Raw genomic sequence first — 25,717 nt, forward strand, 5'->3', positions numbered from 1 at the left:
ACACTTTGCGTCGCGTAAAGGAGTACGGTCAGTTGGACTGAAGCCTTTGCCGTTGTTTAACCCTCCTGATAGCCGTACCCACCTGGACCGACAAGCAACCCTCAGAGCCGCTTGGCTGCAGGCAGATTGTAAACACCCTGACCTTTATGACCAAACGATTTTCACAGCTTGCAAAAAGAAGCACGATTCTCTCCGCAGATGCTGCGAAAAGAATCGTGCTTTTAGTGGTAAGCGATTTGGGATTCCAGCATGTAATTGAAAAACACATCGGCAAACGCTTCTGCCGTATTGTAACACTCCTCCAATGTGTTGTTCGTTCCGCCAAATTCCAAAAGCAGGCTTCCCCCGGAAATGGACTGATTGTACTCGCCATTCCCCTGGTTTGAACCTTTCAGAATAACTCCCCGCGACAAGCCGGGATACGAGGCTTCCAGACGGGCATGCAGATGTTCCGCCAGCTTCTTGTTTTCCAAATAGTTCGGATTGGCCGTCCCGATCACAAACAAGATGCGCGAATACGTCTTGCCATTCAACGTAATGGCAACCTTGCTGCGAGGCTCGTCGCTGTCGCGGTGAATATCGAAAATGTATTTCAGGTACGGACTTGTCGCAGCAGCTGCGCTTACAGCTTTGTACGATTCCGAATAGGAAAGCGAATAGCTTTTCTTTTGCTCCGCGAGCTTTTGCGCAAAGTCGTCCCGGTTCACCATCGTGGGGATGCCTCTTGTTTGCAGCAGCTCACCGAGCCTTTTTCCGACCAGTGTAATATTGATCTCGGGGTCATCCACTGAGCTGCCCTGTGTATTTCTGGCCACATTTCGCCACGACTCGCGGTTATGTGTGTGGTAGATGTAGACGGTCTCATTTCCGACCATGCCGTGGTTGTATCCGACGCCAAGGCCGTTCGTTCCATTCGCCGGCTGGCCTCCCGGCTGAATGCGATCAACGACCCAACCTGCGATATAGGCGGTCGTATTGTCGCCGCGACGGATCACATACCAGTCTCCTGCTGTCTGCACGATTGGGTATACTTCACCGGGCTGAACGGTTCCAATGACGGCGTACTCGGTTCCGGGGCCAGACCGTAAATTCGTGTCGGGATTTTTTACGCGAATCGATGCCTGAGCTTGTCCCGCCGGATTCGGAGTGCTTACCCCGGCCCCTGGAGTGCTGACCGGCTGTCCCTGTCCAGGCTGCCCTCCTGCAACAGGATTGAAAATATAGGCATAGACGCCGTTGAAGCTGATCTTGTACCAGCCATCCGCATATCCGTAATGGTTGATGGCCGTGCCGGCATTTAGCTGGCCGATCACGGGACTTAGAAAATCCGGCGCGCTAAATATTACATAGCCTTCCGACAGCATAATCGTGCCGGAGGCTTGTCCATTGCTTGGCGTAAATGAGGATGGCGGAGCAGCCGGGACAGCAGGTGTTGTTGACGGTACAGGTGCTTCCCACGGACCAGGAGTCTGTGTCGTCAATGGCGGCTGCGTCGTCGCCGGGATTGGCGTTGGCACCGGCGGTGCTGCTGGATTCTGCGAAAAAACTGGCGGTTGCATGGTCGCAGGATTCTGCGATAAAGCCGGTGGTTGCGTGGTCGCAGGCGGCTGCGCAGGAGCAGGTGCCGGTTTGGGGGCAGGAGCAGACGTTTCCGTTAGAAAACGTGCATTGACCCAGCCGCTCACTTTGTCAGACAGCTTGATCTGTGCCCAATCTCCCTGCTTTTTGGTTTGCAAATAGACGCAGGTTTTGTCGATGATTTGCAAAATTTGTGCCGTCGCATTCGGTTCGGCCCGAACATTCAGCATGTCTACATTGCTCTTAACATATTTCGGTTGCTGAATTTCAATCATTTTGACGTATTTATTGATGACCCAGCCTGTCTTCCCATCCGTGAGCTTCACCTGTGTCCAGTCTTTCTGCTGCTTGATGATCGGCAGCCGTGTAGCTTTGGTGATGGTTCCGACGATTTGGGAGGTTGTACCCGGAGAACTGCGAATATTCAGCTGATCAACAGCTACCTCGATATGGGTAGCCGCCCGCACCCAAGATGGCGGCAGCAGCAAAAACAAAAAACAACTGGCGATCAAAGCGACTTTTAATCGTGCATGCAACAATCTCGTTCCCCTCTGTTCGAGTATTCGGCATTGGAAAATCTATCCTAATCATTAGATTTTCTAGATTCATCTACATTCTCCTTCACCGTGCGACATTTTTTGTCTGTAAAATGAAACGGAAATGTTGAACGGAAATCAATAAAAAAATGGAGACAAACGATCCCGGCTTCGTTCCCTGATAAAAATGAAGTTTCTTGTCACACTTTCTGCTTCAGCCGGATCAATCTTGGTAGGAACAATAAATGAGGTGAAACAATTGAACGACTTGGAAGCCCTGCCGATCACGCTCACGAGAAGCCGGGAAGCGACCCTCAGATGGCTGATGCAGCAATACGGGGAAAAGGTGTACCATCTGCTCTGCCTGACGGTCAAAAACCACGCGGTTGCGGAGGACATCACACAGGAAGTATTTATCAAAGCGTATCGCGCACTGGATTCCTTTCGCGGCGAAGGCGACATCAAGCACTGGCTGTTCAAGATTGCCATGAATGAAGCGAAAAAGCACTTTCGCTCCTGGTCATTCCGCCATATTTGGACGGTGGTGGATGAGCGTCTGGGCAGCATGCTGGATCAGGACGCCAAAGACAGCGTCGAGGAGGAAGTGGAAAACAGGCTGCATCGGGAAGACATTTTTCAAGTGGTCATGTCTCTTGCCCCCAAGTATCGGCAGGTCGTCATCTTGCACTACTACGAGGATTTGACGATCAAGGAGATTGCCCACATCCTGGGCGTGTCGCAGGAGGTTGTCCGGACCAGATTGAGCCGGGCGCGAAAGCAGTTGAGAAAGATCATGTCCGAGGAGGCCGGAAGATGAAGGAAGATCGTGTATGGAGAGAATTTGCCGAATCAGCCAAGCAGGAGCTTCGTCAAAAATATCCGTTCCGCCTGTCCGAGCTGGAAGCCAAAGTGATGGATAAAGTGGAAAAGCGAAACCGGCAGTTCCGGTGGAAAACAGCTGCTTGGATGACCGGAGCCGCCGTTTCCTGTGCGCTGGTAATAGCCGTGTGGAATCCACTGGGCCTTGGAGGCCTATTCGTAAAAAACAACGCGATCCAGTCAACGGCGAAATTCGAATGGCTGGCCCCTGACGAAGGTTTTGCCAATGCCCTTAGAAACGGCTACCCCATTTTGCATTCGGTAAAAAAAGAGCAAAACGGTTATACCGTTGAGGTCAAGGAAGCGATGATCGACCACCGCAGGGTCATTTTCACGATGCTGATCTCGGGGAAAATCATCGACGACGTCGCAAGCGAAAATGATGAAGAGAAAAAAGCGGATTTCGTTTTTGCAAAACTGACTACCGCTATTGGAAAAATCGGGAAAACAGGTGGCACGTCCTACGAATGGAAGCAAATCGACGGTACCCACTATCTTATTTTCAAGTCGAGATACATGATGGATGACGACGACATGGATGCGCTTTTGAAACAGCCAAACCCGGTTCTGCCCATCCAGCTCGTGAAACAATCCCACAATGGCGAAGAGGTCCTCGTGGAAGTCCCCCTGCCCTTGCCGGAGGAAGTCGTCTCGGCAAAGAAAAGCATTCAGCCGACAGCTACGAACAACCAGCCCCAGCTCGGGAAACAGGACCTGCTTCGCGAACTCGCCATGGAAGAAATAGAAATGACGCCGACCCTTACGCGGGTACATCTGCAGGCAAAAACGAAGGAAGGCTTTGAACTCCAAAGCTTGATCAATCCCCGTCTGGTGGATGACCAGGGAAGGGAGTACAAGCCGGCAACTGACGGCAACCCCATTCAGGGGTATAGACATATGGCTGACTCCTTCTATCTGGATATGATTCCTTCCCTGTACTATGGCGATGTTCCGCAAAAGCTGTCTCTGAAGTTTGATGGTGCAACCGTTTCAACAATGAAAACAGGCCATTTTACGCTGGAGCGAAGCGGGCAATTCCCGCTGGAAGCGCCGTTTGGAAACAAGACCGGCCGAATCCTCCAGGCTTACTACAAAGATCAAAAGCTGCATGTGCTGCTGCCAGGAGAGGCATTGTCGGAAGAAACCGTATTGAAAGTAGACGGCTTGAATTACGACAATGAAATTTTTCAAAACGGCTCCTTCATTCGCACATATTCTGTTCCGAAAAAGGATGCTTACCAGGTCGACACGGAGAGAATCGACTTTCAGGAAATCAAGATGGATGGGCTTGTTCCCATCATTGACGGCAAATAAGCTATACGAGTTCGCTAGGCTTTGGGGACGGCCAGACTGCCCATGTCACCGCCAGACGGAAGCTGACACTCTCGAAAGTGTCAGCTTTTTTCTTAGGTCCAGTTTGTATCTTTCTTTCCTTTTTTGTAAAATAATAAAAAAACAGTGAGTTAACGCAAGTAAATACATCGCGGTCTGCTAAACGGGGTCGCTTCCCTATCTAATCCAAACAGGATGATTCGTACCTGATTCCCGCAAAAATAGGAGGATTCATGCAAATTTTAAAAATGCTGATGGTTCTTTTTGGGACCGTTGCGATCTATTCGCTGGCAAGTGCTACAACAGGCCATTCGTTGGACAGCGGACTGGCGGCCATTGCCTGGATTTTATCGTTAATTGCATCTGTGCAGCTCGTAAGAATGTTCACGGATGGCAAGGACAGGTAAGGCTATTTGTACGGCTCCCCCTCTCCTATTAAAATACTGAAGCACCTACTCTAATCCGACTGCACTTCCCTCTATCCCCCATTGCAGAAAAAGACCAATGAGTCCCACCGTTTCAAGCCGTTTCAAAATCCGAGGCACTAGAGGCCATCTGGCTGTTTCTCATACTTCTATCTTTTATCCTTCCGGTTCCCTATTAATGAAAAAACGAGTCCGGCGCAATACCGGACTCGGAAGACTTGATCGGGATTATTTGCGTTGCCAGTTCGTTTACCGCTGAACCACTCGCTGATCCTCGTCTACACCGCGTACATCGTCGGCCAGAAGTACTCCACACCTTCCGAATACAAGAATGCCTGGAACTTTTGCAGCTCCGCAGGCGTATTGCGGACAGCACGAGGGGTCAGGCCGTATTCGAGGCAGTATGCCGCCAAATATCCGGCAGCCTCGCCGACGTTCCACTCCACCGGATGAAGCCGGAAGCAGCCATTGGTGATGTGGGTGACGCCGAGGTTCTTCGCTGCAGGCAAAAGGTTGTTCACGCGCACCGGGATGAGGCTGCCCAGCGGAATTTGGAATGGATAGGTGGAGACATCGACGTAATTGCGGTTTGCGGTACTCGGATGCAAATCGATGCGATAGCTCCCCACACCGACGGAATCATGGAATGGTTCCGCCTTCCCCGTTTGACGGCATGCCGCGCTGACATGCTGCTCAAGTACAGTGAATTCAGCCTTGATCCGCCGGGATTCGCGAATATACGGGTACATGGCAAGCCCGTCCTCTGTTCCGACGACATCCTTGCGGAGACGCAGCCCGGGGTATCCTTGTCCTCCATCCGGGCGAGGAGCCTCCGTCTGCATCCAGTACAGAAGCGACATGCTCAGTTGCTTAGCCATGTAAAGGTGGCGCTGCCGCTCTTCTTCCGGTACATCGATGATAGAGCCCAGCCAGTAGTCATTTTGCGGCCAGTTGACGAGGGAAACCCCGCTTTTGTACAAGCCGTCCCGGAAATTTTTGGGGTCTGCTACCCGGCGATACGTGAATAACGGAAAATACTCGGTTCCCGGAAACAGCTCATATCGTACAGCTTGCGTGGTGTCTCGCGGATTGGAGCCTGTCCAGCTAAGCAGCTTGTCCGGCCAGAAATCCGGTTTGTAGCTTCTCCAGAAGCCGTAGGTTTCCGGCCTTTCAATCGTATGGTCTTCACCCTCCAGATAATCCATGGCGAAGCAGTACGTAAATGCCTGAATATCGTTTGGCTGCGGCGGACCGACGACGGCGTTTGGCTCGCCTGTCTCCTCCACCGATTCTGCTCCGAGCACATATTCCACGCCTGCCAGAGGAAGCACGTCGCCGCATTCGGTAGCGTCCAGGAAATAGGGAGCCGCGAGTTCGATCTGCTCATGATGCCTTGTATCTTCTACAACGATGGACAGCACCTCATCGCCGTCCACACAGACGGAATGAAGCTTGTGGTTGGTCAGAACAGTCAATCTCCCGCTGTTTATATACGGAGCGAGCATCTGATAAAAAACAGCCAGAGCGACCCGCGGCTCGTGGCAGAGACGGCTGACGGAGCCATTGCCGGGATTCAGATTGGGAATTGCTCTCGCCTCGGCCGTCATCGGATAGTGATTGCGGTAATAATCGCGGACACTGTTGCGGAATGTGCGATAGCTGCGCGTACAGCCAAACTGTTCAATCCAGGGATGCTCATCCGGCGGCACTGCTTGACTGGTAAATTGGCCGCCAATCCATTCCGTTTCCTCCGTCATAATGACTGATTTTCCTGATTTGGCTGCGGCCAGAGCTGCTGCACATCCGCCTGTTCCCCCGCCAATAATCACAACATCGGCATGAAGCTCTCTCATTCTCTCTCCCTCGCTTTCTCCAGTTTTTGGGTATCTCTACTTATAGTTACGATTAATTGGCAAAAAATGTTTCAATAAATATAAAATTTCCTTTTTTATCTTCTTCGAGAAATACGAAAAAACCCCCGGGCTACCCCGAGGGCCGTTGATGGCTGCTCCCTGATTTTGCTAAATATTTCCACTCGCCACATTGGATACTCCAGCACGCTTGCCCTCTTCGACGATGATTCGGAAATAATACAAACCGGAAGCACGATCGGGCAGCCGGATGTTCAGGTAGCTTGTTGTGGACGTAACAGGTCTGTCTGGCTCTGCATCTACCCATGTATCCTGGTCTGTAGAGTACTGAAAGGCAACCGAGGCAGCACCGGCAGGCTCCGCAAAGGTTAAAAAGACAACTACGGAACCGTCTGCGCGTTTTGTTACGCCAAAGACATGCAAATTTGAAATGGGCGCTGGTTCTTCGCTATTCTCGACTTATCTCCTTCTTCTTGCGAGGAGCTTCGTTCGAGCCTACACCGTGCGGGCGACTTTCATCGCACACGGCGTTCCATCAACGGAAAAGAAGACTTTACAACGGGCAAGCCTAGCTTAGACCAGCTTCAAAAGGATGTCTGCTATCGAAAGTTAATTTTCTCTGATGGAACGACCTTTTTCCAGTCCTTACACGTTTACAGGCAATTCGCTATTTCAATATGCCCAAATACTCTTTCCAAGGCCCCACGTCCGTTCTGTACCTTTCAGCCATTACCCGTACGATTTGCGCTATATGTGTCAAATCGTGAACAACCCACGTAGACAGCAGTTCTCGGACCTTCACTGTACCGAATGCAGGGTGAGAGCCAGTCACCTCAAGATGCGCTTCCGGTTCAACAAGCTCCTTTAGTTTGGCGATATTTTGCATTCGGATCATTGTAAATTCCAGCAGCTTTTGTTCAATCGATCGTTCAAGCTTTTCATTCAAGTGCGAATAACGGTCAAACGGGGGAAACGGTTTCCCCTCTCCTTCCTGAAGCATAAATTCCAGTCTCGGTATCCAATTGTGTTTTTCTCCTTCTATCAGATGCTCAATCACTTCGGAGACATTCCAGGTTCCTTCGCCTTCATTGCATTGCAGCCATCCATTGGATACACCGGACAAGAAATGCTCCAAAGCCTGTGGCGTTCGCTCAAGAATTTCAATGGCTTCCTTCAGTTGAAAATTCATAGACTTGCTCCTTTCTTTGCTTTCTGTCGAAGACTCTCCTTTCATCACGCGACTGCTCATGTCGTTTGTCGCTGTTACTAATGGAGGAACAATGTTTGGTAGCCATTTTGTTTGAGCCAAGCGAGCTTGTTCTCTATTTCAATCGCTTGTTAGATGACCTGGAAATCGGTTACGAGCGAAACAATTTTTCCGCTTTCGTCAATCCCCCAATAAGTAGCGTAAAAGCCGTCTCCGTATCCTGAGCGAAAAATAATTACATTGAGTCCCGCATCCTCGTCTGTAACCGCATTGCACCATTCATCGTCATGCTCGGTCATCAAGTCATCGATCAGGTCGTCGTATAAGCTGATAAAATCCTCGCCGCGTTCGCTTTGCAGCTTTTCCTCCAGCTCGTCCATTTTCTCGATCGCTTTTAAATCAGCAAAACATCCGAGGCCCGTATCAACCGGGTAGCCGAATATATACCCCTCTTCCAGTTCTTCTACATTCTGCCCAGGCACTGTAGCCATTTCCCAACGAACCGGCCGGGACTCGGAAAGCTTCAGTTCAGCTCCTGCGATGCAGTTTTCTTCCTCGTGCCACCAGGCAATGACCGGGTACGCACCTGGCTGAATAGTCCTCTCAAATGGGGTATGCCGGGAAATAAGAGGGTCACAGGCGACAATCTTGCCGGAAATCACTTTAAGCTGTTCGAGAATCTCTGGGCGCAGCGTTTTGCTTTCGGCATTGGCTAATTCGTTCAACAGATTTGACATTTGTGCGGTTTCCTACCTTTCCCTGAATCCATTATTTTTTGTTCCATAATGCCTTGTCGTAGTAATCGACGCATAACCCCTGGTGCTTTCCTGTAAAAATGTCGAGATGCACATGAGCGTGTCCGCCATTTCTTCGATATTCTCCTGCACCAGCTCTGGAAAGCGGCTCAAACAAGCCGGAAGCCACTTCAAATACGCTTTTGCTGCCAATCAAAAACAGCGTTTCATATTTGCTTTTGACCAATATCTTGTCTTTGTTTTCTGCGAAGGCAAACTTTTGATAATCGTCATGACCGAGATCGGCAAACCTTCTCGGGTTGCAGGTATAGCTTTTCTTGTTCCCTTTTTGGGTGCGAAACCGCTCCCTCAGGTCCTTCCAGAGTCCGGTGTTCGCCTGCAAAGAATGGTGCAGCAAAACCAATTCATCATTTCTGTCGCTTGTAGAAAACGAATGCAAATCTTCGGGCAGAAACTTATCCGTATGGCGCAAATAAATGATTTTGTCTCTATTCTGACTGGCGAGAAGAAAAATGCAAGCAAGCTCCTGCAATGCCCGCTGATCCCCGAAAATCATGTACATATTCTTGTCGAACTCGCATGAATACAGATTGACCGTATCAACTGTGAGACAAAAGTACTTTTGATTGCCGAGGAACACTTCTTTTTGAACGTATTGTATTTTCAATGTTCAAACCACCATACTTAAGTATCGATATGATTTCCTTATTTAACCATTTTTTGGAGCACCCTTGGCGGCTCCTGACATTCCATCGTATGCTCCTGCAAGCTGTCCATAGACCGCACCGGTGCCGGTTATATCTCGTAATCCCGAGATTCACGGCAGCAGTATGCCATCCTCGATACCATCCGAGTGGGAAAAGCCAATAAAACAGACTGATAGACTCTACCACATTCAATAGATTCCTGAACCTCAATGACATGTTAACGAACCGGTTTTTTTACAAGGTGCATCATGCTTGGCGATTGGAATATATAACCATTGTCTCAAGCTCTCCAGCAAAAACCTGAGAAACTTGTGTTACAATAACGCTAAAAACTGTTTCACAAGGAGAAACCATGAACCGATATTTGCTCATAACGAATCGAACCGAAAGCTTCAATTCAGCCGACATTCCGGGACATTACGAACATTTGGAACAATTAAAGCAAAACAACCGCCTGGAACTATACGGACCTTTTAGCGATGTTTCAGGCGGAGCATACCTCATCAAGGCGGAATCGCTGGAAGAAGCCATTGCCATCGGGAACGCCGATCCCTTGATCAAATCGGGTTCTTCTACCTTGTCCGTAAAAGAGTGGCTGACCAAGTAGCATAGCTTTCCTTAATTAAACGCCTGTTTTGGAGGCGTTTTTTCTTTAGTAAAAAAAACAAGCCAGGGATTTTGGCCTTCAAGCGATTATACGGTCTCCTGCAGCATTTGCACAAACTTCAGATCTGCCGGCGCAAACGGATACTCATGAAGTTCACTGGGATGCACCCAGCGAAACTCATCATGATCTGTCAGAACGATTTCACCGCCAACGTATAGCGCCTTGTATGCTATCAAACGAATATGTGTGGAGCCGTATCGATGGTCATTCACGGCAAAGGGCTCGTACGGATCGATTTCGATCTTCATTTCCTCCAGCAATTCCCTTTTCAGGCAAGCCTCAACGCTTTCGCCCTCCTCGATTTTGCCGCCGGGAAATTCCCACATTCCTTCCTGAGACTTTCCCTTTTTGCGCTTTGCAATCAATATCTGTCCTTGTTCATTTCCTATAATTGCCGCGGCTACTTCAATCATCTGCGTCACGTCCTATAACATTTGCCTTTGTTTGCTGCTGGCACAACCGCGAGCAGCTCGAAATTCCCTTCCTATGGTATTATCTGTATTTCATTCTTGCCGAATTCCATTTTCCTTTCAAGCTTGTTTTCTCAAAACGAAATCCTTGCCCCATCCAGGTTATAAAAGGACATACAACGTTGGAGGGCCCAAAAGAAGGCTCTCCCCGCTCTCCAAAGCATTGCTGCAAGCAAAAAAATCCTTCCAGCCGGACAATTCCAGCGTGGAAGGACTTTACCGTGCAATTTACTTGAACAAATTGATCGTCGTAATAATGATCGGCATGCCGAACACATCGATCAGAAAGGCACCCACAATCGGGACGACCAGATAAGCTTTTCGCGAAGGCCCAAAGCGCTCGGTCACCGCGGCCATATTCGCCATCGCATTCGGTGTAGCTCCAAGTCCATGTCCTGTGAACCCTGCGACCATTACCGCGGCGTCATAGTCTTTGCCAAGCAGCCGGAACAAAACGAAGGCACCGAACAGGACGATAAAGACAACTTGCACCAGCACGATCACCAGCATTGGCAGCGCAAGGCTGGCCACTTCCCACAATTTGATACTCATAAGTGCCATAGACAGGAAGATGCCAAGCGTCACGTCGCCAATCAGATTGATGCTTTTCATGTCGATAGCTGCCGGTTTGAATTTGTCAACGATGTTGCGCACGATAACCGCCACAAACATCGCTCCTACATAACCGGGAAGAACAAAACCGGTTGCCGTTGAGAACAGCTCGCCCAAATACGTTCCCAATGCCATACAGAACGTGATGAGCAGTACCTGAATGAAGAAGACGTTTGTCGTAATCGGTTCGACTTTTTCTTCTACCTTCGCCGTTCCTTCTTCTGTTTCGGTCGGTTTCAGATTGTATTTGGAGACCAGGTACTTGACAGTCGGTCCGCCTACCAATCCTCCGGCTACAAGTCCAAAGGTAGCTGCCGCAATCCCGATGGCCAGTGCGGATTGGATCCCCATGTCTTCGAGGGTTTGTCCAAAGGCACCTGCCGCTCCGTGTCCGCCTTCCATGGAAACCGCGCCTGCCATCATCCCGATCAGCGGATGAATGCCGAACAGCGAAGCCAGGGAGACGCCAATCACGTTTTGCATCAAAGCGAGGAATCCGCATGCAATCCAGTAAATGACGAGCAGCTTGCCGCCCAGTCTGATGAGCTTGAAGCTCGCTCCCAGTCCTACTGTCGTGAAGAACGTGAGCATGAACAGGCTTTGCAGGGAAGTATCCAAGGTAATTTCCAAAACGCCTGTCGCCTTCAAGGCCGTTGCGATGATCGCAAACAACAGCCCTCCGACGACGGGTGCGGGAATACAGAACTTTTGCAGGAATCCGGCCTTTTTTACGAGGAAGGTTCCCAATACGAGCAGAGATACTGCGAGAAAAATCGTGTTGACTTGATTAAGTGCCAACGTCATCGTTGTGTCCCCCTAAGAATCCCATGATGGCTTCGTTTGTCAGATAAGCACCTAATTTTACCGTTCTGCCGTTTTCATCCAAAACCGGATTCACTTCGCAAATGTCAAAAGAAAGCGTTTTCTTATGAGTGGCAACGGTGCGGATCAAGCTGCGGACAACCATTGGCGTCAATCCGAAAGGCGACGGAGCGCTCACTCCCGGCGCAAACGCCGCATTCAACACATCGGTACAAAGCGTGAGCATGACATGATCGTGTTTTTCGATGAATTCTTTTAGCTCGGAGATAATGTCGTCCATCTGTTCAGCGGTCATGTCTTCTTCATACACGTACCGGACACCGAGTTCGTCCGCCTTGTCAAACAGCTCCTGCGTATTGCCGAAACGCTGGATCCCGAGGACAAAATATCGGCTGTTTTTGTCATGCTCCAGGATTTGTCGGAACATCGTCCCGGAGGAAGGCTGGCTTTCATAGGAGCGCAAATCGAAATGAGCATCGATATTAATGATTCCGAGCGAAGCTTCTTTTCCGGTGTGTTTGCGGACGCCCAAATAATGGCCATACAGCGTTTCATGTCCGCCGCCTAAAATAATCGGCACCGCCGACTTGGACAAAATATCGGAGACTGCCTGGCCCAATTCCTCCTGGGCTTCTTCGAGCTTTTCATTTTCACAGCGAATATTACCGACATCGACGATGCGGTTGCCTTCCTGCAGCTTCCAGGGAAGGCTTGCAAGCGCTTGCCGAATTGCGTTCGGAGCTTTGGCTGCGCCTACTCGTCCTTGATTGCGCCGAACTCCTTCCTCACATTCAAACCCAATCATCGCACATGTGTTGTCCGCGGAAGGCTGCCATTGATCCAGATCCACCAATTCCACAACCTGGTGGTAGCGAAAACTGCTTCTTCTTTCCGTATGATCAGTCCGGCCGGTCCATACATCAGCTGAAACTTTCGTAGGCAATCTTTTCATCCTTTCTGAACCTTTTAAGTATATGTGTTTTTTTGATTATATAATGACATACTTATTATTTCTAATATATAATTTAAATAATTTTATAGTTTCAAGCTATAAATAGAGGTGGAAATTATTGTGGATATCAAACAATTGTATTATTTCGTAACCGTCTCCGATCAACTGAGCTACTCCAAAGCCGCGCAAAAGCTGCATATTTCACAGCCTTCGCTGAGCAACGCCATCAAAAATCTGGAGCAAGAGGTCGGCTCTCCCCTGCTTGAAAGAAACACGAGAAAAATGGAGCTGACGGACGCTGGGAAGATTTTCTATAAAAAAGCGATTTCGCTGCTTTCCCAAATGGATATGTTGAAAAAGGAAATGGAAGAAGTAAAGCTCACCGGCAGCGGCGAGCTGATTGTCGGCATCATCGAGTCGGTGAAGCATTGGATTCCGAAAGTGATCCGTGAGTATCAAGGGCGTTATCCTTCCATCAACATCAAGCTGATCGAAGTGCTGGGCGGAAAGGCTGTGAAAGAGTCGCTGCGGAAGTATCATACGCACCTGCTCATTACGAACCAGTATGTACATGAGGAGGATATCGAATCGATCCCGTTGTACGATGAACGATTGGTGCTCGTGCTGCACAAGGATCATCCTTTGGCGCATAAAGAAACGGTTTCTTTGCACGAGCTGGAAAGTGAGCCCTTTATCATTAGCACGGAAGGTTTTCAGACGAGGGAGGATATTGTAACAGCCTTTTCCATTGAACAGGTGACGCCGAACATTAAGTTTGAGATTGAACGGTTTGAGACTGCCTTGACCTTGGTGAGGGAAAATTTGGGCGTCACGATTATTCCCGAAAATTATTTGGCTGAATCGACGGACCCGTCTATCGTGTGGAAGGCGATTGATTCCCCGGCATTGGAGAGGACCGTTTATTTGATGTTTATGCGGAATCGTTATTTGGCTCCGGCGGTTCAGGCTTTTCTCGGCGGGATTCGGAGGAAGTTTGGGTGAATGGAGAGTAGGCTTCTCGCGGGCGCTTTTTCAGTCCCTCCTCCCCCTGCGCAACACGTGAAGTCGTGCAGCGTTCCATCGAAATGAAACAGCAAAATAATGAAATAGGCAGTGTTTATAATTGGGGATAGGTCTCTTGATCGGAGACATCGAAAACTTGGTGATTCATTTCATAGCGGGAGGAGAACGATGATGCACAAAGTCGTTGAGCCAAAAATTCTTTATTTCGGAACCCCGGTTGTACTCATCAGCACAGTAAATGAGGACCAATCCGCCAATCTTGCCCCTATGTCTTCAGCGTGGTGGCTGAATCAATCGTGCATGCTCGGAATGAGCAGTTCATCCCAAACCGTTGCGAATTTGTTGCGCGAGCGCGAATGTGTGCTGAATCTGCCCTCGTCCGAGCTCGTTCGTGCTGTAGACCGTCTGGCCCTGCTAACCGGTCGAAATCCTGTACCCGAGCGCAAGGCTCAAGTGGGATACCGATTTGAACCGGACAAATTCGAAGCGGCCCAGCTCACGCCGCAAGCTTCGGACCTCGTCCGGCCGCCGCGCGTGGCTGAGTGCCCGGTGCAATTGGAGGCCGTAGTAGAACAGGTCCATGACTTCGGGATGCCCAGTACGCTAAAAGCGATTGAGGTCAAAATCATCCGCGTTCATATCGATGAACGAATCCTGATGACTGGCGAGCAGAACTACATCGATCCCGAGAAGTGGAACCCGCTGATTATGAATTTCTGCGAATTTTTTGGACTTGACCGCAAGCTGCACCCTTCGAGATTAGCCCCGGTCTTTGCACCTTCTCCAGGTAATGTCAGCCAGGCGAATTAATCATTTGGGCACGATAGCTGGGGGACTGTTCAAAACCCCTTCACCCCCGTTGCCACCCTTCAACCTGTTGCCGAAAACTGCAGGCAAAACGAAACGGCCTTTCACCCCATGCAATTCGGGACAAAGGCCGTTTCTTTCCTTCTATTTTTCGACCGTCTGCTAGACGAGAGCCAGTTCACTGTGCAGACCAAGCGTCTGCGCTGTGGAAAAATCAATTTCACGGATAAGTTCCGGGTGCTCCAATAAGGATATACCATAAGAAGGAATCATTTCTTTTATTTTCGGTTCCCACTCATTGATATGCTGCGGGAAGCATCTTTTCATCAGGTCCAGCATGACGGAAACAGCGGTAGAAGCCCCCGGAGAAGCGCCGAGCAACGCGGCGATCGAGCCATCCGCTGCACAGATTACTTCCGTACCGAATTGCAGCGTTCCTTTGCCGCCAGTAGGCGTATCTTTGATCACCTGCACACGTTGGCCCGCTACGACAATATCCCAATCCTCGCTTTTCGCGTTCGGGATAAACTCGCGCAGCTCTTCCATGCGTTGTTCCTTGGACAGCATCACTTGCTGGATCAGGTATTTGGTCAAGGGAACGTTTTTTGCCCCTGCTGCCAGCATCGTCAGGACGTTATCCGGTTTTACGGAACCGAGCAAATCAAACATCGAACCGGTTTTTAGGAACTTCGGCGAGAAACCGGCAAACGGCCCAAAGAGCAGCGATTTTTTATTGTCGATATATCTTGTGTCCAGATGCGGAACAGACATTGGCGGCGCGCCAACCTTGGCTTTCCCGTATACCTTGGCATGATGCTGCTCGATCACATCCGGATTCTTGCAAACCATGAACAGACCGCTTACCGGGAAGCCTCCGATATGTTTCCCTTCAGGAATACCGGATTTTTGCAGCAAAGGCAGGCTTCCTCCACCGCCGCCAATAAACACAAATTTGGCCGTATGGCGTTCAACGGTGCCGCTGTCGAGATTTCGCACTTTCAATTCCCACAGGCCGTCGCGGTTGCGTTTAATATCATCAACATTATGCTTGAAGTGGATATCGACGTCTTTCCTTTTCAGATGGTCAAACAGCATCCGTGTCAAAGCACCGAAGTTGACATCTGTTCCAGAGTCGATTTTTGTTGCCGCAATCGGTTCATTCGATACCCGCCCATTCATAATTAGCGGAATCCATTCCATCAGTTTTCGAGGGTCTTCGGAGTATTCCATCCCTTTGAACAGGGGATTGTTTGACAGCGCTTCAAAACGTTTTTTGAGAAACGATACATTCTTTTCACCTTGCACCAGGCTCAAATGAGGCAACGGCCTGATAAAGTCCTGCGGATTGCGGATCAGATTGCTGTTTACAAGATAAGACCAGAATTGTCTTGAAACCTGAAACTGTTCATTAATTTTTACAGCTTTGCTGATATCAATGGATCCGTCCGGTTTCTCGACGGTGTAGTTCAGCTCGCACAGCGCTGAATGCCCCGTTCCTGCATTATTCCATTCGTTAGAGCTTTCCTCTCCTGGGCTTGCAAGCTTTTCAAACACTGTAATGTTCCAATCCGGTATCAATTCTTTCAGCAGTGTTCCCAACGTTGCACTCATGATTCCGGCACCAATTAAGATAACGTCTGTTTTGGTTTGTCTGTCGCTCATGTTTACCGTCCTACCTCGCTAATATTTGAAGAAAAGATGTAGGCCTACTGCTTAGGCTCCATAGCAAGCCAGGGTGCGACCTATTCACACACCTTTTCTGCATAAATGATAACCTAAGTAATAGTGTATCACTATTATCAGGTTGCAGACAAACTCCCTCGCTGAACGAACAGCAGAGGGAGTTTGTTTAATAATTTGATGAAAATACCGAAGGTGTTTTGATCGTTCACCTTTTGGCGACCTGATTTCCATAGCCAGGTCGCCATTTTTTTCAAGTTCATGGCAGCGAAAACAAGCATCGCCTGCATCGTGACCTTCTCCAGTCCTCGTAAGGTCGTCCAACGCATGCCATGCTTTTCCTTCATATCAGCGAATACACGTTCAATCGTTTCTTTCCGTTTGCTATAGATTTGTTTGTTTTCCTCGGTATGCCGGAGGTGGTCTACCTCTTCGAGGTAATCAGCCCAGATGTGGCGACTCACTCTCTTTGTGTAGTCTTTACTTTCCGTGCATTGTTTCAAGAACGGACAACTTCGGCAAACTTGAGAATTTGATCGATAGATACGGTACCCATCCTTGTTTGTTGTCTCATATGTTAAGATTTGCTCGTTCGGGCAGATGTAGCAGTCGAAATATTCATCATACACATATTCGTGCTTTTTAAAAAAACCTTCTTTGGTGCGTGGTCTTGTGTAGGGCATAACGGGGCGAATCTGGTCATCAAGGAGTGTTTTACTGATGTAAGGCGTCTTGTATCCCGAGTCCACTGCCACAGCTTGAGGCTGTGCAAACGTCTTTCGCACTTGATTCAAAACATCCTCAAAAACCTGACTGTCATGCACATTGCCTGGCGTTACCTTGGCACCAAGCACAAATCCATTTCGATCACATGCTGTATGAAAACTATAAGCAAATACACGTTCCTTTTCCCCTTTTACAAACAATCCGCAATCCGGGTCAGTTGTGCTGACTTTCACCTCCTTCTTCGAAGTTTCTGTCTTTTTTTCAAGGGGCTTCTTTCCATGTGCAATACGATCCTGATTGATTTCTTCGTCCAGCAGCTCTTGATATTTCTTCGCTTGTTCTTCAACGATTTCTTTCACGTATTTATGCTTATTCGCACTGGCTTTTACATGCGTAGCATCAATGAAAAGCACATCAGGCTTCACGAATCCATGATGAACCGCCTCCTCCAATATTCGAAGGAAGATCGACTCGAAGAGTTGAGTATCCCGAAAACGGCGAACATAGTTCTTGCCTAGGGTCGTGAAATGGGGAATGGGCTGACTGAAATCATAGCCAATAAACCACCGATAGGCAACATTGGTTTCGATCTCTTTAATCGTTTGTCGCATGGAACGAATTCCAAAAATATATTGGATGAAAGCAATTTTAACTAAGACTACAGGGTCAACACTGGGTCTGCCATTGTCATGACAGTAGAGGCTTTCCACCAAGTCATAGATGAACGAAAAGTCGATTGCATTTTCAATTTTTCTTACGAGATGATCTTCTGGCACCAACTCATCTAGCGAGAATGCAGATATCTGATAACGCCCTTCGGCCTCTTGCTTATTAAGCATAATGCCACCTCTAAAAAATAACTTTTGAAAACGTAACATGTTCTATATTCAACAAAAAAGCCTGCAGACCCTGTTCCTTACGGAACTTTGTCTACAGGCTGGTAATAGTGTATCACTATTATATATAGAATTAAATGTTTGCTATTAAATGGATTGTTAAATGCTATTAATTAGCAGGGAAACTTGAGGAATGATAGAAAGTTGCGATTAGGGAGGGGAGAGCTGTCCCTAGATTTGCTTTTGAGTCTTAGGAGGATATGTACAGAAGTTGGCAATCTTATCCCAGGTGGAGTCTTTAAAATATTCTGTGTAGACTCTCAACCTCTAAACTACAATTAGTATCAGAAAGGTTGGGAGATTTTTATAATGTCAAAAGAGCAGATCAAGCAGTGGATCAAAGAGAAAAATATGAAGTCTGTGAACGACGTACAGTCAGCTCTAAAAGATTTTGTTTGCTGAAACGATCCAAGAAATGCTCGAAGCTGAGATGGAGTCCTCTCTTGGATACGCAAAGCATGGCATGAAAAACAAGCAAACAACGAATAGCCGTAATGGATACAGTAAAAAACTGTCCGTTCCGAGTATGGCGAGGTGGACAGTCAAGTCCCACGTGATCGTGAGGGAGAATTTGAACCTGCCATTTTAAAGAAACACCGGTCCAATGTAACAGGGATCGAAGATCAAATCCTCGCAATGTATGCAAAAGGCGTATCCACACGTGATATTCAAGACCATCTGCAGCAGCTTTACGGATCGAAGTCTCACCAACACTCATTTCAAATGTCACGAACAAAATCGTTCCCCTGATTAAAGAGTGGCAAAATCGCCCTTTGCAATCGGTTTATGCTTCTTAGACGCGATCCACTTTAAAGTAAAACAGGACGACGGAGCAAGCTGTACTCGAAGAACTCGATCAGTTTGAACAAACCTGGGGCAGTAAATCCCCCTTGATGGTAAGCTCCTTGCGCACCAACTGGGATAAGATTGCGACCTTTTTTAAATATCCTCCAGAGATTCGAAAGCTGATCTATGGATCAAGTCCATCTTTGTGTGTAAATTCCCCTCGATTAGAGAAATAACTTAGCCAATGCGCGTCACTTTAGACACCGCTTTTGTTGCCTGAGTTTCTCGCCATTCCAAATACTCTGCCATATCGAGATACTTTTTGCCACTTGCCCATTTTTCGTCTATCTCTATAAGCAAAGCTCCGATCAGGCGAATAACCGATTCACGGTTAGGAAAAATGCGAATGACACGTTCTCGTCGGCGAATTTCTTCGTTGAGTCGCTCCATGCCATTTGTTGTCCGAAGACGTTTACGGTACTTTTCGGGGAGCAGAAGAACGGCTGTGGCATCATCAAAACCATTCTCCAAAACCGAAATTGCCTTTGTAGCTTTGGCCTCATACGTTTCCACCGTTTGTTGCAACAATAACCGTGCCGTCTCTAGATCAGGAGCATCCAAAATCGCACGAACACGGGGATACAATTCCTCCTGCAGTTGCTTGGGCGTGGCAACGAGGATATTTCGCATAAAATGAGTCTGACACCGTTGCCACGTCACCCCTTGAAAATGGGTTCGAATGGCTCGTACGAGCCCGCCATGTTGATCGGACACAATGAGTTCTACGCCGCGCAAGCCTCGATCTTTCAGCCAGCTAAAAAACTCACTCCAACTGGCCTCTGATTCACTATCTCCAAGCATCAGTCCAAGGACTTCTCGGTAGCCTTCTGTGTTGACCCCGTAGGCCAACATTACGCCACGAGAGCGTACACGCCTCTCTTCACGAACCTTTAAAACGAGGGCATCTACAATGAGAAATGGATAGAAGCTCTCTCGTAAATTTCGGTTGTTCCAAGCCGTTACAATCGGATCCAGGCGTTTACACAGATCGGAAACAGTTGACTTAGAGAACTCGGTTCCACACAGTTCCTCCGTGATTTGCGAAACTTTTCGAGTTGATACCCCATTCACCACCATTTCCATGAGGGCTAAAACCAAGGCTTGTTCACTTCGCTGATAGCGAGCAAACATTTCTGTCGAGAACTTTCCATTTCGAATCCGTGGCACCCGAAGGGTGATCGTTCCCACCCGCGTTGTCAGTTGATGGGGATATGTACCGTTCCGATAACCTTGGCGTTCATCTGTACGTTCGTACGGTTCCGCAGACAGTTGTTCCGTAGCTTGGGCCTGCAACACCTGATTCAATACCGATTCCAACAGTTTGGCCACCCCCGAATCCTTCGAATTTCCGAGAAAAAGTTGCTGCAAAAGTTGCGAATCTACAGTAATCTGATATTGAGCCATAACAAAAACTCCTCTCCAGGAATGGTGTCCGCAAACTTCATTCTAACCGAGGGTTTTTGAAATGGCTCTCTTCATTTTTTAAAAGAGATTCCGTTTTTACACAATTATACGGACTCAACTGATCTATGCAACGAACATTATTGAAAGTTACCATCGACAACTTCGTAAAGCAACGAAGGAAAAGCCATCTTTCCCACAGACGAGACGATGCTCTTCTCAAAATGTTATACCTCGTAACCATGAATGTCCTACGTAAATGGACGGGACGAGTCCATAATTGGGGCCAGATTCTCATGCAGCTATCTGTTTTCTTTGAGGATCGAGTACGACCACACATCCGTTAACAAATAAAAGATATGCTCCATCCCCGATGGGGATTGTCTTCTTCTCCACCAACACGTCAAGGGTTCGCTTCGCCTTACGTCCTTGACTCTGTTGTTTTCGAAAAAGAGCTGATACCGTGAACTTTTTTAAGAACACCGATATGGAGAAGCAACGAAAGCATCAATCAAAGTTCATCAGCTATGCCCTGGGTGAGCCAATTCAGTAACAGTACCAGTCGATGGCAAAGATCCATGAAGGGAGGTATCTGCAAGCGGTTCACTTTGATGTATTTGTTAAGCATTTGAGCGCTGCCCTTACCCACTTTGTAGTAAGTTCAACAAATTTTGACGGTGTGTTGAGCAAAGTCGAATCGCATAAGGGAAGATATTCTGTACAAATAGGTTTTCTACCATTTACTGAGACCTATTAAGCGATTAACTGGGAAATGATTTAAAAAATTCTTCTTCTATTGTGATGTTACCCTTTAATGTTATTTAATCATATAGTAACCGAGGGTAAGGTCCGATTATATTAGACAGTGAATGCCGACACCAGTAACAATCTTGGTTTTGTAGTAAAAAAGGCCAGTGGAGGCTTTATATCCTTGATAGCACTAATTAATCGGAGACGGATTCTCTTCAATACAAGTTAGGTCAAAAAATAAAGGGACCGTACTAGTATAGTCATTTTTGTCTCATTAATCGACGTCTATTTAACTAATTTTATGACTAAAATCTGTTCCCACGGAACAAAGCAACTTAAAAAACAAAACTTTAGACAGGAAGAATGATACTTAAATTCGAACTTTCTGTGAACCAGAAATTTCGACACAATTTTTCAGGGGAATTGGTGTAATATTACATTAAAGGGATTTATTTAGATTTCCCCTGCAATTTATTACAGATTATTCTATCGTTATTTACTAAGGATTCTCGCGTGTCAGCGGTCTCTTATTTACAACTAAAAGACAATACAATGCTTTGGTCTAATCTTAAGTTGTGTATATTTGGTGCTACACGCTGTTAAAGCTATTACTACTTTCATCCTTCGTGCAAACATTTACTTTAACTGCTAACGAAGAAAGGTGTGTATTTGAAATGAAGATGAAAATAAAGTCTTTTGTGGGAGTTATATTTTCGATCGCTTTAATAATCGGTATACCTACTTTAGTTACTAAAAATTCTAGTGTGGAGGCAACTTCTCTTGCAAATAGTATACCTGTAGTTGAAGAACAGGTTCCAGACTATCCTGTCAATGCAGAGGGACAAACATATGGACATGGACCATATCCTTATGGACCAACACGAGAACCAAGCTTAATTAGGACAATAGGAGAAAACGGGGTTGTCGGATATGTAAAGGCCGCCGATTTGGATTCATCCGCTTCTTCACCTCAAGAAGCAATTATTTATCAAGAATCAATGAAATCTGTCGATTACAAATCAATCCCATTGTATGAATCTGATGGCAAAACTAAAATCGGCGAATTTAGATTTTATTATTCGGGTGGGGATTAATGTTAACTAAACATAATCCAGTATTAAAATTATGGGAGGAGAAAAGAAAAATGAAGAAAAGGAAGACAAGTACTCGGAATTTCATAATGATCGGTGCACTGTCAATGTTTTTGATGTCAACGCCAGCATCCGCCGCCACTTACTCTGATCCCTATCAAACGCCTAAAATTCATGGTTATGAGTATTATTTTGAATCTATGGTGTGGGATAGAAATCCTCCTGGCAATGACAACACTCATCCAACCGTAGAAGCAGTTGCCTTCGTCAAATCAATAGGTACAAATGTGCCAGTAGGTTATATGGCCGGACAAGCTCGTTTGTTTAATTCAGCTGGTGAATTGAGAAGTGCCAGTTCTATGACATATAATGATTCAAAGATCTCTGGAATCTATGTGTACTCCCCTAGAACAACCACTTCAGGAGAGTATTATGCCCAGAGTAGAGCTGAATTCTATAATGGAGATGGATATACAAGATACACTGGTTATAAATCTCCAATTCAGGTGTTGGGTAAATCAACCAAAATTGCAAAAGTTATAGATGATTTGATGTTAAAAACAGAATATGATGTAAACAGTAACGGCGAGACCTATGGTTCTGCACTATCCGAATATACAATCGGTGAGGAACCCGATTTAATTTCTGCAGTTGGCACTAATGGGATTAAAGGATATGTTAGAGCTGATGATTTGACACCAAATGTTTCATCAATTGAAGAGGCAATTGAGCAAAACGGCGATAATGGTGATGTCCGTACAATTCCTCTTTATGATGTAGATGGATCGACTGTGCTTGGTGAATTTGAGTTAATAACTCACTATGAATTGAAAACTGATATTGAATAGTCGTTTCAAGAATAGGGAAGGATTAAACAACAGTAATAGCACAAACTTAGATAGCATTTGCTTTAAAGCTATTAAATTATAGGGTTTAGGGTGTTCTTCGAGCTATTAAAGAACACCTTTTTTTTGTAAATGGGGTATAATGGTATGGTATAATTTTCCTAAACGAAGCAAAAGGAGATATCGCTATGAATCTTATTCTCAAGGAAGTAACTGCTGAAAACTGGGAAGAATGCATTGAGTTAGAGCCCCGTGAAGATCAAAAACAATTTATCGCCTCAAATCTGTATTCCTTGGCACAGTCAAAATTTTTACCGAATTTCGAAACACTAGCCGTTTACAAAGATGAAATCATGGTTGGATTTGTGATGTTTGGGATTGATCCTGACGATTCGCAATACTGGATTTATCGGCTGATGATCGATTCCCGTCACCAAGGCAAAGGTTACGGAATGGAAACCATGAAACAGGTCATTGCCAGAATAAAAGCAAAGCCTGATACCACAGATATCATGGTCGCCTATCACCCTGACAACCAAGGAGCTGCTACTCTTTATGAAAAATTAGGATTCAAGGTTCTGGGCAAAGCTCCATGGGGCGAAATCATGGCGCGTCTTTCGAAGGATGATGAAGCAAACTGATCAGTCTGGCAGTTGCTCACGATCATGGAGGTCAGATCCTCTCAAACCCAACGAATCGTTTTTAGTGAACAGCTTTATCGACGCTTTACGCAAGCTCCGTGAGAAAAATAGGAAGAAAAAGGAAACATTTGCATGCAATGAAGCGTTTTCGTAATGGATAAAAGAGGGAGGAACCAAAACCGATGAAAAAAAGCATTCTGGCTTCCATGATCACCGTCATGCTGTTATCTGGTTCATTCGTGCCAGCCATTCAAGCAGCTCCATCAGGGACGCATACATATCGTGTCACTTACAAGATGCCCACTATCAACACACTGGAAGAAGTGGAACTGCTTTATTCCCTTCTGAAAGATTCCCTGCAGGTCAAAAATCCATATGATGCTGCTCTTGTAGAAAAAAACCGGATGGATATATACGAGATTGTAGCAGATCTATACGGCACTGATTCCATTCGCTCGTTTATGATAGATGAAATGTATTTATCCAGAAACGGATATTTGCTCGAGCTCTTTAATCACATAGGGGTGTTAGAACCTGTATACCCCGCAGGCTACGACCCCGTGACTATAAAACAGCAAATCGCCAAGCTGGCAGCATCCGAAAAATGGGAACAATATGCGGAATTCAGAAACAAACGGGGGCAGATTGAGCTTGACTCGCGCATAAAAGCACTGGTTCAGGCCGGATTTGTAAAGCCGGAGGAATGGAACAGTCAATCGATTACAAAGCAATTTGTTGCGGACACGTTGTATCGCATATACAAAAACGCGAGACCTTACAAGGGCAGTGTTGCCCCGAAGGACAGCCAAAGCGAAGCAGTTCGCTGGGCCATCGAGGCGGGCCTCCCGGGATTTCAAGTCGATGCCAAAGGATACATTTATCCGGATCAGCAGTTTTACTATCATGGCGTCTTCGATTTCATTTATTTGTTTTTCCCGAGCAAATTCAATGGGACAGAGCGGGAGTACTTTCAGTTCGAAGTCAAACAAGACCGTCTGTCAGAGGCTGTTGCCAATCGCTCTCAAGAATTCTTGTATGTGAATAACAAGCCCCTTTACTCCCTTCCCGACGGTGTCATGTTGCTCGATCGTCCTGAAGTGAAAAAAGCAGCAGCTCAGCTAAGTGCCGATCTTGGCCCGAAGTTGATCGGGATGGTCGAACAAGTGCGGCGTGAAGTTCTAAAACCGCGTGTGTGGGACTGGCGAAACGATGTGATTCGGCACCCTTCCTTTGCAAAGCTCGTGCAGGAATACCGGAAAACCAAGAGCCAGAAAGCGCTCATGCAGGTATATCAAGCGGTTAAGGAACGGTATAACTTGTTCGATCGCCAGGACTCGCCGCAGGTTATGAAAAGTGTGTTGGATAATATTAAGTAACGGCTGTTTAGTAGAAGCAAATGGAAAACACCTTCTAATCGCATGTGGTTCCTATGATTAGGAGGTGTTTTGTGTTGTTAATGTGGATTAGAGAGTTGTTCTCCTATGATAGATTCCTATATTGACTTGCCTATACAAACTTTCTGGTACATCTGTATTAGCCATACATGTTCTAAACGTTGTTCTTGCTGCGTTGTTAGCGGCTGGAATTGCAGCAATCACTGCAGCGGCACAAGCAGGCGAAGGTCCACCAGCAGCAGCACATGCACCAGTTAAAATACTATAGGCAGCCTGTACAGCAGGTACTGCACATGAATAGATCGTTGCCTGTGCAGATCGGTTTACCGCTGGATGATTAAATCCAATATAGAATGAAAGGTCATTGTATCTTCTCTTTGGACAAGGAACACATTGTCCCCAAACCCTTGAACAACATGGGTCTCTGATAAAATCATGATATCGAAAACCCCATATCTTATTTTCAAATCCTGGCAATAGGGCCACTTCCTTTATAAAAAATTTATGTGAGCCTATTACACTATATTTTTTTGAAAATTCTCTGTCCTAGGCACTTGCCAAAATGTGCTTCTATTCTTCCCTAATGCACTAACCTACTCTTGAAAGCAACTTTTCTGCCTGCTTACAGACGAAATTGTTATCATCCGCATATTTCTGTTCAAGGATTCCGAAACATTTCATAGGTAATCAAAATCCAACAAACACCGTAACTCGTTCTGTATAAGGGCCACATAGCCTTACGATGCCGCTAAAAACAAAGAAAGATCGTCCCGCAACATCGTGGGCGATCTTTTTGTTTCACAT

General features: G+C 46.8%; 21 protein-coding genes and 3 pseudogenes. 13 read left to right on the top strand and 11 right to left on the bottom strand.

The window, feature by feature from the left end:
* Positions 1–221: 221 nt before the first annotated feature.
* On the bottom strand, positions 222–2,114 hold the full coding sequence (gene spoIIP / locus NSQ24_RS17865) for a stage II sporulation protein P (protein WP_339166327.1): 1,893 nt from the start codon (positions 2,112–2,114) through the stop codon (positions 222–224).
* 250 nt (positions 2,115–2,364) lie between these two features.
* Here spoIIP and NSQ24_RS17870 point away from each other — a divergent pair, with 250 nt between their 5' ends.
* From NSQ24_RS17870 to NSQ24_RS17880, 3 genes are all read left to right on the top strand, one after another.
* Positions 2,365–2,931 carry a sigma-70 family RNA polymerase sigma factor gene (locus NSQ24_RS17870; RefSeq protein ID WP_227278626.1) on the top strand — a complete coding sequence of 189 codons (567 nt, stop codon included), beginning with the start codon at positions 2,365–2,367 and terminating at the stop codon, positions 2,929–2,931.
* Positions 2,928–4,307, top strand: coding sequence for a DUF4179 domain-containing protein (locus tag NSQ24_RS17875; protein WP_327927479.1), 1,380 nt, complete (start codon positions 2,928–2,930; stop codon positions 4,305–4,307). The genes NSQ24_RS17870 and NSQ24_RS17875 overlap by 4 nt, the downstream gene beginning before the upstream one ends.
* A 251-nt stretch (positions 4,308–4,558) precedes the next feature.
* Complete coding sequence (locus tag NSQ24_RS17880; RefSeq protein ID WP_157211771.1) at positions 4,559–4,732, top strand: hypothetical protein; 174 nt, start codon at positions 4,559–4,561, stop codon at positions 4,730–4,732.
* Between the two features lie 296 nt (positions 4,733–5,028).
* Here NSQ24_RS17880 and NSQ24_RS17885 read toward each other — a convergent pair whose 3' ends face one another.
* The 4 genes from NSQ24_RS17885 to NSQ24_RS17900 form a co-directional block, all read right to left on the bottom strand.
* Positions 5,029–6,603 carry an FAD-dependent oxidoreductase gene (locus NSQ24_RS17885; RefSeq protein ID WP_031932749.1) on the bottom strand — a complete coding sequence of 525 codons (1,575 nt, stop codon included), beginning with the start codon at positions 6,601–6,603 and terminating at the stop codon, positions 5,029–5,031.
* Between the two features lie 685 nt (positions 6,604–7,288).
* A complete protein-coding gene (locus NSQ24_RS17890) occupies positions 7,289–7,810 on the bottom strand; it encodes a DinB family protein (RefSeq protein ID WP_031932748.1) in 522 nt (173 codons plus the stop codon).
* Positions 7,811–7,959: 149 nt separating this feature from the next.
* Positions 7,960–8,565, bottom strand: a complete 606-nt coding sequence (locus NSQ24_RS17895; RefSeq protein WP_003386458.1) for a DUF4241 domain-containing protein — start codon at positions 8,563–8,565, stop codon at positions 7,960–7,962.
* Between the two features lie 31 nt (positions 8,566–8,596).
* Positions 8,597–9,250, bottom strand: coding sequence for a hypothetical protein (locus NSQ24_RS17900; RefSeq protein WP_003386459.1), 654 nt, complete (start codon positions 9,248–9,250; stop codon positions 8,597–8,599).
* A 392-nt stretch (positions 9,251–9,642) separates the two neighbouring features.
* Here NSQ24_RS17900 and NSQ24_RS17905 point away from each other — a divergent pair, with 392 nt between their 5' ends.
* Complete coding sequence (locus tag NSQ24_RS17905) at positions 9,643–9,897, top strand: YciI family protein (RefSeq protein WP_003386460.1); 255 nt, start codon at positions 9,643–9,645, stop codon at positions 9,895–9,897.
* 86 nt (positions 9,898–9,983) lie between these two features.
* Here the strand turns inward: NSQ24_RS17905 and mutT are convergent, their stop codons facing one another.
* From mutT to hutG, 3 genes are all read right to left on the bottom strand, one after another.
* A complete protein-coding gene (mutT, locus tag NSQ24_RS17910) occupies positions 9,984–10,370 on the bottom strand; it encodes an 8-oxo-dGTP diphosphatase MutT (RefSeq protein ID WP_003386461.1) in 387 nt (128 codons plus the stop codon).
* Between the two features lie 285 nt (positions 10,371–10,655).
* On the bottom strand, positions 10,656–11,843 hold the full coding sequence (gene gltS, locus NSQ24_RS17915; protein WP_171506535.1) for a sodium/glutamate symporter: 1,188 nt from the start codon (positions 11,841–11,843) through the stop codon (positions 10,656–10,658).
* Complete coding sequence (gene hutG / locus NSQ24_RS17920; RefSeq protein WP_003386463.1) at positions 11,827–12,813, bottom strand: formimidoylglutamase; 987 nt, start codon at positions 12,811–12,813, stop codon at positions 11,827–11,829. Before hutG ends, gltS begins: the two co-directional genes overlap by 17 nt.
* Before the next feature lie 120 nt (positions 12,814–12,933).
* Between hutG and NSQ24_RS17925 the strand changes: the two genes are divergently transcribed.
* Positions 12,934–13,815, top strand: coding sequence for a LysR family transcriptional regulator (locus NSQ24_RS17925; protein ID WP_003386464.1), 882 nt, complete (start codon positions 12,934–12,936; stop codon positions 13,813–13,815).
* A gap of 192 nt (positions 13,816–14,007) precedes the next feature.
* Positions 14,008–14,646: a flavin reductase family protein gene (locus NSQ24_RS17930; RefSeq protein WP_003386466.1), complete on the top strand. Its 639-nt coding sequence runs from the start codon at positions 14,008–14,010 to the stop codon at positions 14,644–14,646.
* 159 nt (positions 14,647–14,805) lie between these two features.
* On the opposite strand, the gene NSQ24_RS17935 is transcribed toward NSQ24_RS17930, so the two are convergent.
* Positions 14,806–16,305 carry a malate:quinone oxidoreductase gene (locus NSQ24_RS17935; protein ID WP_003386467.1) on the bottom strand — a complete coding sequence of 500 codons (1,500 nt, stop codon included), beginning with the start codon at positions 16,303–16,305 and terminating at the stop codon, positions 14,806–14,808.
* A gap of 137 nt (positions 16,306–16,442) precedes the next feature.
* Positions 16,443–17,888: an IS1182 family transposase gene (locus NSQ24_RS17940; protein WP_024985259.1), complete on the bottom strand. Its 1,446-nt coding sequence runs from the start codon at positions 17,886–17,888 to the stop codon at positions 16,443–16,445.
* A gap of 357 nt (positions 17,889–18,245) precedes the next feature.
* Between NSQ24_RS17940 and NSQ24_RS17945 the strand changes: the two are divergent.
* A pseudogene (locus tag NSQ24_RS17945) lies at positions 18,246–18,967 on the top strand (transposase).
* A gap of 1 nt (position 18,968) precedes the next feature.
* Here the strand turns inward: NSQ24_RS17945 and NSQ24_RS17950 are convergent.
* Positions 18,969–20,195 (bottom strand): IS256 family transposase, encoded by a 1,227-nt coding sequence (locus NSQ24_RS17950; RefSeq protein ID WP_338463377.1) that lies wholly within the window; start codon positions 20,193–20,195, stop codon positions 18,969–18,971.
* Between the two features lie 88 nt (positions 20,196–20,283).
* Between NSQ24_RS17950 and NSQ24_RS17955 the strand changes: the two are divergent.
* From NSQ24_RS17955 to NSQ24_RS17980, 6 genes and pseudogenes are all read left to right on the top strand, one after another.
* Positions 20,284–20,539, top strand: a pseudogene (locus tag NSQ24_RS17955) (transposase); the annotation flags it as partial.
* A gap of 110 nt (positions 20,540–20,649) precedes the next feature.
* Positions 20,650–20,920 (top strand): annotated as a pseudogene (locus tag NSQ24_RS17960) (group 1 truncated hemoglobin); the annotation flags it as partial.
* A gap of 696 nt (positions 20,921–21,616) precedes the next feature.
* Entirely contained in the window at positions 21,617–22,036 is a 420-nt protein-coding gene (locus tag NSQ24_RS17965) for a hypothetical protein (RefSeq protein WP_024985658.1), read from the top strand.
* Complete coding sequence (locus NSQ24_RS17970) at positions 22,036–22,881, top strand: peptidase (RefSeq protein ID WP_231504376.1); 846 nt, start codon at positions 22,036–22,038, stop codon at positions 22,879–22,881. Before NSQ24_RS17965 ends, NSQ24_RS17970 begins: the two co-directional genes overlap by 1 nt.
* A gap of 185 nt (positions 22,882–23,066) precedes the next feature.
* Complete coding sequence (locus NSQ24_RS17975) at positions 23,067–23,519, top strand: GNAT family N-acetyltransferase (RefSeq protein ID WP_338463379.1); 453 nt, start codon at positions 23,067–23,069, stop codon at positions 23,517–23,519.
* A gap of 182 nt (positions 23,520–23,701) precedes the next feature.
* Positions 23,702–24,895: a hypothetical protein gene (locus NSQ24_RS17980; protein ID WP_339166333.1), complete on the top strand. Its 1,194-nt coding sequence runs from the start codon at positions 23,702–23,704 to the stop codon at positions 24,893–24,895.
* Positions 24,896–25,717 lie beyond the last annotated feature (822 nt).

Source organism: Brevibacillus sp. FSL L8-0520 (assembly GCF_037963895.1).
GTDB lineage: Bacteria > Bacillota > Bacilli > Brevibacillales > Brevibacillaceae > Brevibacillus > Brevibacillus borstelensis.